The sequence below is a fragment of the Rhizobium sp. L51/94 genome, assembly GCF_019355555.1.
Classification (GTDB): Bacteria; Pseudomonadota; Alphaproteobacteria; order Rhizobiales; family Rhizobiaceae; genus Rhizobium; species Rhizobium rhododendri.
Genome location: NZ_CP072141.1, coordinates 3,205,722 through 3,218,361 on the forward strand (window position 1 = coordinate 3,205,722; position 12,640 = coordinate 3,218,361).

Annotated in this window: 13 protein-coding genes; 6 read left to right on the plus strand and 7 right to left on the minus strand. The window is 60.9% G+C overall.

What is annotated here, in order from left to right; genetic code table 11:
- The first annotated feature begins 209 nt into the window (after positions 1 to 209).
- Complete coding sequence (locus tag J5274_RS15635) at positions 210 to 545, plus strand: BrnA antitoxin family protein (RefSeq protein WP_142823289.1); 336 nt, start codon at positions 210 to 212, stop codon at positions 543 to 545.
- A gap of 244 nt (positions 546 to 789) precedes the next feature.
- Positions 790 to 966 (plus strand): hypothetical protein, encoded by a 177-nt coding sequence (locus tag J5274_RS15640; RefSeq protein ID WP_153816481.1) that lies wholly within the window; start codon positions 790 to 792, stop codon positions 964 to 966.
- Positions 967 to 1,141: 175 nt separating this feature from the next.
- Here J5274_RS15640 and J5274_RS15645 read toward each other — a convergent pair whose 3' ends face one another.
- Entirely contained in the window at positions 1,142 to 1,594 is a 453-nt protein-coding gene (locus tag J5274_RS15645; RefSeq protein WP_142823290.1) for a GatB/YqeY domain-containing protein, read from the minus strand.
- A gap of 285 nt (positions 1,595 to 1,879) precedes the next feature.
- Between J5274_RS15645 and carA the strand changes: the two genes are divergently transcribed.
- Positions 1,880 to 3,085, plus strand: a complete 1,206-nt coding sequence (gene carA / locus J5274_RS15650; protein WP_142823609.1) for a glutamine-hydrolyzing carbamoyl-phosphate synthase small subunit — start codon at positions 1,880 to 1,882, stop codon at positions 3,083 to 3,085.
- 39 nt (positions 3,086 to 3,124) lie between these two features.
- On the opposite strand, the gene J5274_RS15655 is transcribed toward carA, so the two are convergent.
- From J5274_RS15655 to J5274_RS15675, 5 genes are all read right to left on the minus strand, one after another.
- A complete protein-coding gene (locus tag J5274_RS15655) occupies positions 3,125 to 3,421 on the minus strand; it encodes an addiction module antidote protein (protein ID WP_307877639.1) in 297 nt (98 codons plus the stop codon).
- Between the two features lie 6 nt (positions 3,422 to 3,427).
- A complete protein-coding gene (locus tag J5274_RS15660; RefSeq protein ID WP_142823292.1) occupies positions 3,428 to 3,721 on the minus strand; it encodes a type II toxin-antitoxin system RelE/ParE family toxin in 294 nt (97 codons plus the stop codon).
- 82 nt (positions 3,722 to 3,803) lie between these two features.
- On the minus strand, positions 3,804 to 5,210 hold the full coding sequence (locus tag J5274_RS15665) for an MATE family efflux transporter (RefSeq protein WP_142823293.1): 1,407 nt from the start codon (positions 5,208 to 5,210) through the stop codon (positions 3,804 to 3,806).
- Between the two features lie 146 nt (positions 5,211 to 5,356).
- On the minus strand, positions 5,357 to 6,595 hold the full coding sequence (locus J5274_RS15670; protein ID WP_142829287.1) for a TCR/Tet family MFS transporter: 1,239 nt from the start codon (positions 6,593 to 6,595) through the stop codon (positions 5,357 to 5,359).
- Positions 6,596 to 6,765: 170 nt separating this feature from the next.
- On the minus strand, positions 6,766 to 7,677 hold the full coding sequence (locus tag J5274_RS15675; protein ID WP_219274667.1) for a LysR family transcriptional regulator: 912 nt from the start codon (positions 7,675 to 7,677) through the stop codon (positions 6,766 to 6,768).
- A gap of 114 nt (positions 7,678 to 7,791) precedes the next feature.
- Between J5274_RS15675 and J5274_RS15680 the strand changes: the two genes are divergently transcribed.
- Entirely contained in the window at positions 7,792 to 8,796 is a 1,005-nt protein-coding gene (locus tag J5274_RS15680; RefSeq protein ID WP_142823296.1) for an aldo/keto reductase, read from the plus strand.
- A 97-nt stretch (positions 8,797 to 8,893) separates the two neighbouring features.
- Entirely contained in the window at positions 8,894 to 10,705 is a 1,812-nt protein-coding gene (locus tag J5274_RS15685) for a tetratricopeptide repeat protein (RefSeq protein WP_219274668.1), read from the plus strand.
- A 27-nt stretch (positions 10,706 to 10,732) separates the two neighbouring features.
- On the opposite strand, the gene J5274_RS15690 is transcribed toward J5274_RS15685, so the two are convergent.
- Positions 10,733 to 11,581, minus strand: a complete 849-nt coding sequence (locus tag J5274_RS15690; protein ID WP_142823298.1) for a helix-turn-helix transcriptional regulator — start codon at positions 11,579 to 11,581, stop codon at positions 10,733 to 10,735.
- Positions 11,582 to 11,676: 95 nt separating this feature from the next.
- On the opposite strand from J5274_RS15690, the gene J5274_RS15695 reads away from it, so the two are divergent.
- On the plus strand, positions 11,677 to 12,564 hold the full coding sequence (locus tag J5274_RS15695; protein ID WP_142829286.1) for an SDR family oxidoreductase: 888 nt from the start codon (positions 11,677 to 11,679) through the stop codon (positions 12,562 to 12,564).
- The last annotated feature ends 76 nt before the right edge of the window (positions 12,565 to 12,640 follow it).

Here is a 12,640-nt window from a genome sequence, read left to right on the forward strand (position 1 = left end):
CAAACGCCAATCGAATTTGCGCAAACACTGAATAGATTTCGAAGATGCCGTTCTCGCTTTGCGTGAACCGCATATCGAATACGGCTTTGACAGAGAAGGAGAAGTCCGCACGGTGGCAATCTGCCCCGACTCCGGAAAACTGATCGCCGTTGTCTATACGATGAGAGGCGAGATCTGCCGGATCATTTAAGCCTGTGCGGCACGAAAGAATGAAATCAGAGAATATCACCAGAATAACCGCTGACGAAATCCTTGCGAAACGCGCCCGTGGCGAGGTGAGCGAGACAGACTGGGCGCGCGTCGATGCCATGAGCGACGAGGACATCGAGCGCGCCATGCGCGACGATCCCGATTGGGCTGACTTCATCGACATCGACTGGTCGAAGGCCGAGTGGGTCGTTCCCGTTGCCAAGAAAGCCCTGTCGATCCGGCTCGATCAGGATATCGTCGATTTCTTCCAGGCCAGCGGCAAGGGCTACCAGACCCGGATCAACGCTGTCCTGCGTCACTACATGAGCGAGGAAAAGAAGCGGCGCGCCAAATAGTGGCGGCATCGGTCGCAACAAGGATGCAGATCGCCGCTGCCGACACCTCGATCACGGCGCATTTGCGGCCGAACTTGCCGCGCGAAACATTATTTTTTTGTAATTTGAAAAGCATGCTGCAGCGCAATAGCTTGCAGATACGGACTGGGACATGCCGGCAGAGTTGATATCTTTGCGACGCGACATGTCCGGACAGCCCCGCCAAACCGGAAGCCGAGGAGAGCTTCCTGTTTAGGAGACTGGCATGCGAATACTGATCGTCCCCTTTGCCGCCGCAGCCATCTTCGCGATGGCAAACTACAGTGCCTCGGCCATGAACGACAGCCAGGCAAATAGCCTGAAATCTTTCGACCAAGCTGTCATGGCTTGGCAGATGGCGCATCACCCCGCGACACCAACGAAGGCCTCGACAAACCGCTGATTTCTCGAATTCCCGTGTGAGACACCATCCCTACCCCCGGCGCGGTCTCACATGGGTGGCTTTGCTATAGACGTCTGATTTTGGGCCCCACCCTGCGTCATCAGACGGCTGCAAAGTACAAAGGCAGGAGCTCCCCCCAGCTCCTGCCTTTTTTATGTCCTTGGGCTCGTCGGGATTATTTCAGCAGATCCTTCAGTATCCCGGAGGCTTTGGCGAAATCCATCTGGCCGGCATAGCGCTCCTTCAGCACGGCCATGCACTTCCCCATGTCCTTAATGCCGGCAGCGCCGGTCTCGGCGATGACCCCGGCAATGATCTCCCGGGCCTTGTCGTCGGAAATCTGCTCCGGCATGTAGCCTTGGATAATGGCGATTTCCTCGCGCTCCTTGGCAGCCAGTTCCGGGCGCTTGCCCTCGTCGTAGATCTTGGCCGATTCGTCGCGCTGCTTGATCATCTTGGCGAGGATCTGCAGGATCTCGTCGTCGCTGGCCGCCTCCTTGGCGACGCCGCGATTGGCGATGTCGCGGTCCTTGATGGCCGACAGGATCAGCCGCACGGTCGAAAGCCGGGCAGCATCCTTGGCACGCATCGCATCTTTCTGGGCGTTGGCAAGCGTTTCGCGGATCATGGTACACTCCTTCAACGGGCCAGCCGCGAAAATCGGCCGCCCCTCATCTGTTTGCATGTCTCTTAGACTATCGGGTCGCGACCGATCAACGCAATTGCACCGGAATTGCCCTAGATAGATTGACCGGCGGGACACATTTGGCTATTGACCGGGACCTGCACACACATCGATATCAGGACCTGATACAGCGCGACCCTTGTCGTGCGCTCCTGTCCGCGAACCAGAATGGCGACTGCGGCCGACCTTTGCAAGGTTTGGCACGCGCACGCCGGAAACGGGATGACAATGACCGCGACTGCCCCTTGGACGACCGAACTGCCGACCGCCATGCTGGTTCTTGCTGATGGCACCGTGATCGAGGGCAAGGGCATCGGGGCCACCGGCAAGGTGCAGGCCGAAGTCTGCTTCAACACGGCGCTGACCGGCTATGAGGAAATCCTCACAGACCCCTCCTACCTCGGCCAAATCGTCACCTTCACTTTCCCGCATATCGGCAATGTCGGCGCCAATGACGAAGACGTAGAGGATCTGACGCCCGCCGGGCGCCACGGCGCCGTCGGCGTCATTTTTAAGGCCGACATCAGCGACCCTTCGAATTATCGGTCGCTCAAGCATCTCGATGCCTGGCTGAAGGGCCGCGGCATCATCGGCATGTGCGGCATCGACACAAGGGCGCTGACCGCCTGGATCCGCGAGCATGGCGCGCCGAACGCCGTCATCGCCCACGAACCGACCGGCACCTTCGACATCGACCAGCTGAAGGCCGACGCCAAGGCGTGGAGCGGCCTCGAAGGCCTCGATCTCGCCAAAGTCGCGACTTCGGGCCAATCGGCCCAATGGGCTCAGACCCCTTGGGTCTGGAACGAAGGCTATGGCGAACTCGGCCCCGAAGAGGCAAAATACCACGTCGTCTGCCTCGACTACGGGGTCAAGCGCAACATCCTCCGACTGTTTGCCGGCCTCGACTGCAAGGTCACGATCCTGCCGGCCAATGCCTCGAGCGAAGATGTGCTTGGCCTCAAGCCGGACGGCGTCTTCCTGTCAAACGGGCCTGGCGACCCAGCAGCAACCGGCGAATATGCCGTGCCTGTCATCAAGGACCTGATCGACAGCGACATCCCTATGTTCGGGATCTGCCTCGGCCACCAGATGCTTGGCCTGGCGCTCGGCGGGAAGACCGAAAAGATGCATCAGGGCCACCACGGCGCCAACCATCCGGTCAAGGACCACACGACAGGCAAGGTCGAGATCGTCTCGATGAACCATGGTTTCGCGGTCGACGCGAAGTCGCTGCCGGAAGGCGTTGAAGAGACTCACGTATCTCTGTTCGACGGCTCGAACTGCGGCCTCAGGCTTTCCGGTAAGCCGGTGTTCTCCGTCCAGCACCATCCGGAGGCTTCGCCAGGCCCGCAGGACAGCCACTACCTCTTCCGCCGCTTCATGAACATGGTGCGCGAGAAGAAGGGCGAACCGGCCCTGACTGAACGCTAAACCTTATTGAGGAAGATAGATCGAGCCCCGGCTGAATTTTCAGTCCGGGGCTTTTTTGTTGCGAGGGGCCAATTTCAGCTGGATGTCGAGAGCGTTGAGCACGCCAAGCAGCGTGCTCAGCTTCGGATCGCCGTCGGCGCTGAGAGCTTTGTATAGCGCTTCGCGGGTTATGCCTGCCGTTTTCGATACTTCCGTCATGCCTTTGGCGCGCGCAATGACGCCCAACGCCACCGCGACATAGGATGCGCTCCCGGAATTAAAAGCATCGCTCAGCAACTCAAGCTGGGATTGGCCGCTCTGCAAATGATCTGCAGCATCGAAAGGTAGCGTCTTCACTGGCAATCAAATCTCCAAATCATCCGCCATGGCCTTGGCTTTCCGTATATCGCGGGTTTGAGAACTCTTGTCGCCGCCCCACAGTAAAATGACCAGGACAGATCCGCGCTGCACAAAATAAACCCGATACCCAGGCCCATGATCGACGCGCAACTCGCCGATGCCATCGAAGAATTTTATGTCTCCAAACAAACCGGCTTGCAGTCGAACGATACGCTGGGTGATCCGCTCGACCGCACGCTTGTCTTTCAGGCCATCGAACCAACGCCTGAACAAGATCGTCTGCCGAACTTCGAGCATCGACACAATGTAGAGACAGCTCACAGTTTTGTAAACTGTAGATTACAGCTTCTTCACAGGACTCATCCTCCGAGCCGCAAATTCAGTCAGCCAACTCGTCGCGCCCTTCCGCCTTCACCAGCAGATAAAGCCGGACGCACAGCATCGTTGCTGCTGCGGCGAGACCTAGAAGGAAGCCGAGCCAGATACCTATGCCGCCGAGGCCGAGTGGGAAGGCCAGCACCCATGCTAGCAGGAAGCCGATAGGCCAGTAGGCGACCAGCGCGATGATCATCGGCACCCGCGCGTCCTTCAGACCGCGCAAGAGGCCGCTGGCGATGGCCTGCAAACCATCCACCAGCTGGAAAATTCCGGCAACGACGATCAGCGGCGCGGCATAGGCGAGCACCTGCGGCGCCTCGGCAGAGGTCACATCGAGGAACCAGCTGCCGAAATATTCAGGCATCGTGGCAAACAGGATGCCGCCAATGACGGACAGCGTCGAGGAGATGATGAGCACGGTGATGGCGGCCCGCACGAGTGCGGTGCGGTCGCCACGGCCATGGGCAACACCGATCAGCACGGTGGCCGCCTGCGAAAGCCCGAGCGGGATCATGAAGGCGATCGATGCCCATTGCAGCGCAATGCCGTGGGCGGCAAGCTCGATGGTGCCGATCCTGCCGATCAGCAACGAGGCTGCGGTAAACAGGCTGACTTCGGCAAGGATGGTAATGCTGATGGGCAGGCCGAGCCGGACGACGTCCCACAAGGCATGCCAGTCCGGCCGCCAGAGGCGAACGAAAATCTCATAGCGGCGTGTCTCGGCAATGCTCTGCACATAGCCGACGATGAACAGGAAGCCAGCCGTCTGCACCGCAAGCGCCACATAGGCGGCACCCCGCAGACCCATGGCAGGCAGGCCGAAATGGCCGAGCACCAGCCCGTAGGCCAGCAGCGCATTCATGGCGAGCATGGCGATGGTGACGTATAGCACGATACTCGCCCGCCCGATGGCGCTGACCAGCGAGCGGATCACATTGTAGAGCGACGCCGGCAGCAGCGCGAAGTGGCCGATCTCGATATAGCCTGCGGCAAGTCTGGCGACATCCGGCTTCTGCCCGGCGGCAAGCAGAATGTCCTCGGCGTAGTAAAACGCCGGCTGCATGATCAGCCAGTAGGCAACGGCCACCCACAGCCCCATCCGCAGAGAGCGGCGAACGCTGATGACGTCGTCGCGCCCATAGGCCTGCGCCACCATCGGAATGACGGCGATGGAAAAGCCGGAGCCGAAGATCAGGATGGTGAACAGGAACTGGCCCGAAAGCACCATGGCGGCCAGTTGCTCGGCCCCGAGCCTGCCGACGATCATCACATCCGTCGTGTTTATACCGAGCTGCGCCAGCTGTGCGCCGATCAGCGGCACGCCAAGCATGATTGCAGCGCGGAAATGCGCTGGCCAGGAATTGTCGTCGTTATGCGCAAAACGCTGCGCAAGCAAAGGCGTATCCATGTCGAAAGTCTCGTCGTTCGCTGCGCCGGTCGACCGGATGGGTCGCAAGCGTTTCGGGCGCTGGTAGCGCAAATAGGCTTTATAAGCCAGTCGCGAGAGCAATTTTGACGAAGAATGCGGCAGATTCCATGAGGAATGACTAAGCCTTAGGCATTTTCTTCAATGTCTCGCGCTTTCGAGCGCACCCTGACCACAAAGACCACAAGCGCCACCAGCAGGAAGACCGATGCCATCGCATAGGGAGCCCCGGCAAAGACGATGGGTGCGCTGGGCCCGGTGAACCAACCGAACAACTGGGTGAAGATCAGCGGTCCGATGATCGTCGTCAGACTGGAAAGGCTGCTCATGGCACCCTGCAACTCGCCCTGCGCCGAGGCCGGCACCGAGGCTGAGGCAATGCTGCGCAGCGGCGCATCCGCCACGCTTTCCAACGCTGTCGCAACGATGACCGCATAGACCATCCACCCCTCCCAGGCGAAGGCATAGCCGGCAAGACCAGCGGTACAGAAGGCAAGGCCGACCAGCGCCGTCCGCCATTCGCCGAGGACGGGCACCAGGCGCGGCATGACGAAGCCCATGACGACGGCGCTGCCGATGCCGAACACGCCGAGCGAAAGACCGATCTGCCGTTCGTTCCAGCCGTACCGGTCGGCGCTGACGAAAGGCCAGACGGCGGGATAGACGGTGTGAGCCAGCCAGTAGAGAAAAAACACCAGACCGATCCAGCCGATACCGGGATAGCTGCGCATCTGCTTCAGCGCACCGAAAGGGTTGGCCCGCGAGAGGTCGAACCGGCGGCGGTTCTTCGCCTCCAGCGTCTCCGGCAACATGAAGCAGGCGAGCACGAAGTTGACCAGCGACACGAATGCAGCGCCGAAAAACGGCACGCGCGCACCGAACCCGCCGAGAAAACCGCCGATGATCGGCCCGAGCACGAAACCCACGCCGAAAGCGATGCCGATCAGCCCGAAATTTTTCGAGCGGTTCTGGTCATCGCTGACATCGGCGATGTAGGCCGAGCATGTGGCGATGCTGGCACCGCTGATGCCGGCCAGGATTCGGCCGACGAACAGCATCCAGTAACTTGTCGCCAGCGCGCAGATCAGGTTGTCGATGGCAAAGGTCAGTACCGACGCCAAAAGGACGGGCCGGCGCCCGAACCGATCCGAGAGATTGCCGATAAGCGGGGCAAACAGGAACTGCATGCCGGCATAGGCGAGCAGCAGCCATCCCCCTTCCACCGCAGCCTCGCTGATCGAGGCCCCCGTCAATTCCTCGAGATAGGCCGGCAGCACCGGCATGATGATGGCTATGCCGATGATGTCGAGGAGCAGGATGACAAAAACGAGGAAGAGGCCGCGGCGGGCAAATGTCGGATCGATCATGAAAGGCGCCTGTATTGATACGCCCGGGCGTCTGAAGAGACAGAACGGGAACGCAAAACCGCAGTACTTGTGAGCGCTATCGTAGCGCAGAAACAATGGGTGAACAGATCAAATTTATTGATCGATAAATCGCTAAAATTCGTTCCAGACCAGAACATTAGATATTGATTTCACGGCTGCACGGCCCGTTTCTGGTCGGCCTTCAGAAAATCCACGAACGCGCGCAGCGGCCCGGGCATGTGGCGGCGGCTGGCATAGTAGAGAAACGGTCCGGGAAAACGGCTGACCCATTCGTCGAGAATAAGGACCAGCTCTCCCGTTGCGACGGCTGGCGCGACAATCTCCTCGAAGCAGCGCAGCACGCCCAGTCCGCGCACGGCGGCACCGACCTCGATCTCGAGCGAATCGGTGATCAGCGAGGCCGGCGGCGACAGGACGAGGCTCTCCTCGCCTCGCTCGAATTCCCAAAGTCCCACCGAACGGCTGACGAAGCGGTGTCGGATGCAGCGGTGCTCGAGCAGGTCGCTCGGATGTTGCGGCGTACCATTGGCTTCGAGATAGGCCGGAGACGCGGCGGTCACATAACGCTGCTCGCGCGGCCCGAGCGGTACCGCGATCATGTCCTGTTCCAGCCGCTCGCCATAGCGCACACCGGCGTCGAAGCCGGCGGCCATCACGTCGATGAAGCTATCGTCGGCCGCCACCTCCAGCCGGATATCCGGATAGAGCGCCATGAAACGACCAAGCAGCCCGGGCATGATATAACGGGCAACGATGGAGGGGATGTTCAGCTTCAACGTGCCGGCCGGGTTATCGTCGGAACTGTTGATCTGGTCGAGAGCGGCAGCAACGTCGCTGAACGCCGGCGCCAGCCGCTCCATTAGCCGCTCACCGGCTTCCGTCGGTGTAACGCTGCGGGTGGTACGGTTCAACAGCCGCAGGCCGAGCTTTTCCTCCAGCCGGCGCACTGCCTCGCTAAGCGCCGAAGGCGAGACGTTGCGCTTGCGGGCGGCGGCGCGAAAACTGCGCTCTCGGGCAACGGCATGGAAGGCGGCGAGGTCGCCGAGCGGCAGGTCGTCCATTGTGCAAAAATCCGTACGGCCTGTTTCTAAATATACCGATTATCGCACAACGCGGGACGGAGTAAACGTCTTTCGAAGACTTCAGACGGAAGTCCGCCATCAAGGAGAATGAGCATGGAAAAGGTTCGTCTGGGCACCACCGGCCCGCAGGTATCGTCAATCGGCCTCGGCTGCATGGGCATGTCCGGCATGTACGGTCCATCGGACCGGGCAGAAAGCATCGCCACCATCCACGCGGCTCTCGATGCAGGCGTCAACCTGCTCGACACCGGCGACTTCTACGGCATGGGCCACAACGAGTTGCTGATCGGCGAAGCCATCAAGGACCGCAGTCGCGACGACTTCCTGCTCAGCGTCAAGTTCGGTGCGCTCCGCGATCCCGCCGGCGGCTGGAGCGGCTATGACTGCCGGCCTGCGGCAATCAAGAACTTCGTCGCCTACACGCTGCAACGGCTCGGCGTCGATCACATAGACATCTACCGCCCTGCGCGGCTCGATCCGAACGTGCCAATCGAAGAGACGGTCGGCGCCATCGCCGACCTCATCAAGGCGGGATATGTCAGGCATATCGGCCTTTCGGAAGTCGGTGCCGATACCATCCGCCGGGCCGCAGCCGTGCACGAGATCGTCGACCTGCAGATCGAGTATTCGCTGATCTCGCGCGGCATCGAGGAGAAGATCCTGCCAACGTGCCGCGATCTCGGCATTGCCATCACCGCCTACGGCGTCCTGTCCAGGGGCCTGATCAGCGGCCACTGGCAAAAGGATGGCGGCAAGTCCATGGGGGATTTCCGCGCCTTCAGCCCGCGCTTCCAAGAAGGCAATATCGATCAGAACCTCGCACTGGTAGAGGCGCTTCGCACGGTTGCGAAAGCCCGGAATGCCTCGGTGGCGCAGATTGCCATTGCCTGGGTGGCGGCCAAAGGCGCGGACATCATCCCCCTCGTCGGTGCCCGCCGTCGCGACCGTCTGAGCGAGGCGCTCGGCTCGCAGGCCGTGCATCTTTCCGCCGACGATCTGGCCGACATCGAGACAGCCGTCCCGAAAGATGCTGCCGCCGGCGACCGTTACCCGACCGCAATGCTGGCCCACATGGACAGCGAAAAGAGCCAGCGCTGAATTCACCAATGCGCTGGTCAGCTTCAAACAAGACTGAATTGGCAATGAGACAACGGGGCAGAAACTACGATTACCGCGTCTCTTGAAAGCCGATTTTATGAACCAGTACGTCGTGCCTTTGTCTCCCGAGCCGTCAGCCCTGCCCGCCATCCTCGGCCGAACGGCGGAATTGCTGGGCGCGGCAGACTATCATGGTGCCATTGCCCTCCTGCAGTCGGAGCACAGGCTCGTCACCGGCGAACCTGTCGCCTGCAATACGCTCGCCTATCTCCTGATCCAGGTCGACAGGCCATTGGAAGCCGTTTCCTGGTTCGAAGCATCGCTGCGCATCCGACCGGACGATATTCAGGCGCTGAACGGCCTGGCGATCGCACTGCGATCGACGGGCGATGCGGCAGGTGCCTTGCAATGCTACGACAGGCTCGTGACCTTGCGGCCGGACGATGCTGTCTGCTGGTACAACCGCGGCGAGTTGCAGGCAGAAGGCCGGCGTCTGCAGGAAGCCCTCTCCAGTCTCGACCGGTCGATTGCCCTGAAAAACGATCATGCCCCGGCCTTCGTGAAGCGCAGCCATGTGCTGGAATCGCTGGGCGACCTGCCGGCGGCGATCGATGCCGCTGCCCGAGCCTGCACGCTTCAGCCGGCCGACGTCTCGTCGTGGTCGTTGCTCGGCGATCTCCTGCAGAAAGCAGGCAACCTCGGCCAGGCGATTGCTGCCTATGGACGCGCCCTGACGCTCTCGCCCGATGATATCTCATGCATGACGAACCTCGGTGTAGCCCTGAAAGCTGCGGGAAAGATGGACGAAGCGCTGCTGGCCGCTCGTGCCGTGCTGGCACTCGAACCCGGCAACCAGGACGCGCTGCTTCTCTGCGGCAACGCCGAACTGCATCTCGGCAACGCCGATGCCGCAAGGACGAGCTTTCTTGCCGCCGCCAAGGCCGGCGTGGCCTGCAGCTATCCGGCATCGCAACAGCCGGCAGCTTTCCGGGCGCTGATGCTGTTCTCACCCTTTGCTGGCAATACACCCTACGAAGATCTCATCCGGAATGTCCGCTTCGATACGGACCTCGTGATCGTGCTGGAGAACCATTACTACGATGTCGCGGCACTCGCCAAAAGTGCCGACGTCGTCGTCAACCTCATCTCCGATGCCGACCTCGGCCTCGACATGATCGGCGCTCTCGGTGAACTCGTCGCGTCGCTGCGCAAACCGGTAATCAATCATCCGGCGCTGATCGTCGGAACCGACCGCCAGACAATCTCGCGGCGCCTGGTCGCCGTCCGCGATACCGTCGTGCCCGCTACCAGCCGTATCGGCGCGGCCGAACTCCTGCGCCGCCTTGCCGATGGTGAGAGCCACGCCTTTCCGCTGATCGTGCGCCATGCCGGCACGCATGGTGGCGAGATGATGGAAGTTGTGGCCAGCCGGCAAGAATTGCGGACTTTTGCCGAGCAAGCCGGCGATCAGCCGCTCTATCTCACAGACTTCGTAGACTATCGCTCGCAGGACGGTTTCTTTCGAAAATACCGGCTGATTTTCGTCGGCGACGAGATCTTTCCCTACCATCTGGCGATCGGCGAAAGCTGGAAAGTCCATCATATCTCGACACGCATGACGGAACTCGAATGGATGCGCCGGGAGGAACAAGCTTTCCTGGAAAAGCCGACGCATGTCTTCGGCCCATCCGCCATGGCAGCCCTCGAGACCATCAGGCGCATCGTCAATCTCGATTATTTCGGCATCGACTGCTCCATCGATGCAAGTGGCAAGGTCGTGGTCTTCGAGGTCAACGCCACCATGCTGGTCCATCTCCACAATGAAGGCTTCGAATACAAGACGCCGCATGTCATGAAGATCAAAGCGGCTTTCGAACGGCTCCTGGAGAAGCGGGCGTCCGCCGTTTGAAGGTCTCTCAGGCTATTCTGGCGGCGTTCAGGTCGAATTTCCCTCGCGAGCATGTTGACGCTCTGCGGCAAGCACGCGGATGCGGCCGGCGATATCTGGGTCGACTGGATTGTAGATGAACAGGCTGAGATCGGGCCGGCCATCGACGGCGAAGGCGGAGTATTCCAGTTCAACCAGGCCGAGGATAGGATGCTGGATCCGCTTCAGGCCATCGCCGTGGATCTTGACGTCGTTTTCCCGCCATAGCGCCGTGAATTCGGGGCTGGCCTGACACAGTTCCTCGACAAGATCTGCAACCTCGGACACTGCGCCTGCCCGCGCCACATCGGCCCTGAAGGCGCTGACGACGACGCGCGCGACACTTTCCCAGTCGTGCTGCTTGCCCTTGATGGCTGGGTTGCAGAACATCAGGCGCAGGATATTGCGCTGCTCGGCCGGAAGTGCGCCGTAGTCCGTCAAAACGACCGCAGAGGCCTGGTTCCAGGCGACGACATCCCAGGTGGCTGTCTTGATGAACGCAGGACTGGCGTCGAGCGTATCCAGCAGTCGTTGAAGACGGGGAGAGACGCCCTCGACCGATTTGTAGCAGACCTCGGGTGGCCGCCCGAGACCAAGCATGAACAGATGCTCGCGTTCCGGCTCTGTCAACATCAGCCCGCTGGCAATCCGGTTCAGGACGTCGGCAGACGGTGCGCCACCGCGCCCCTGCTCCAGCCATGTGTACCAAGTCGGACTGATGTTGGCGCGCTGGGCGACCTCCTCCCTGCGCAGTCCGGGCGTCCGCCTGCGTCCCGAGAACCCGAACGCCGCCGGGTCGAGCCGTGTGCGACGATCCTTCAGGAAGGACGCCAGTGAACCTGCGGCATTTGTCGGCATAGCGATCCCGTTATAGTTTATACCCTGATAAGGTCACTACTTTAACAGGATAAGTATGTCGGCGATAGTGATTGCACCCAACAAGGAGGTCTATCGTGCGAATATTTCTGACCGGTGCTACCGGCTTCATTGGTTCGGCCCTGGTGCCCGAACTCCTTAAGGCAGGCCATCAGGTGATCGGCATGACGCGCTCGGATGCGGGTGCTGCGGCGTTGGCTGCAGCGGGTGTCGAAGTCCACCGTGGAACGCTGGAGGACACCGACAGCCTGCGCAGCGGAGCGGCAAAGGCGGACGGCGTCATCCACGCTGCATTCGACCACGAGTTCTCGCGATTTGTCGAGAATTGCGCAAAAGACGGACGCGCTATCGAAGCACTGGGATCGGCGCTTGCCGGTTCGGACCGGCCGCTGGTCATCACATCAGGCACCGGCATCGGTAGCCGCGGCCCTGGCGAGCCTGCCACGGAAGACGTGTTCGATGTCAGCCATCCCAATCCACGCATTGCCTCGGAGTTTGCCGGCAACGCGCTTCTGGAACAGGGGATCAACGTCTCGGTGATGCGGTTGCCGCAGGTCCACGACACGTACAAACAAGGCCTGATAACGCCGCTGCTCGATATAGCGCGGCAGAAAGGCGTCTCGGCCTATGTTGGCGATGGCCGCAATCGCTGGCCTGCCGGCCATCTCCTGGATGTCGCGCGCCTCTATCGGCTCGCCATCGAAAAGGCCGAACGGGGAGCGCGCTATAACGCTGTTGGCGAGGAAGGCATCGAGAGCCGCGCAATCGCCGAAGCCCTTGGGCGTGGTCTCAACGTGCCAGTCGTCTCGATCGCACCTGAAAAGGCGTCGGAGCATTTTGGCTGGATGGGCATGTTTGTCGGCATGGACATGCCCGCATCGAGCGCCCACACTCAGTTAGCGCTCGGCTGGCGCCCAACAGGCCCAACGCTGCTGTCGGACCTCAATGCCATGAAATACGCGTAACAAGCAAAAGGCCGGCGTCGCAGTATCCCTGCAATGCCGGCCTCTATCGATACCAAACCGGACAGCGAGCGTTCGC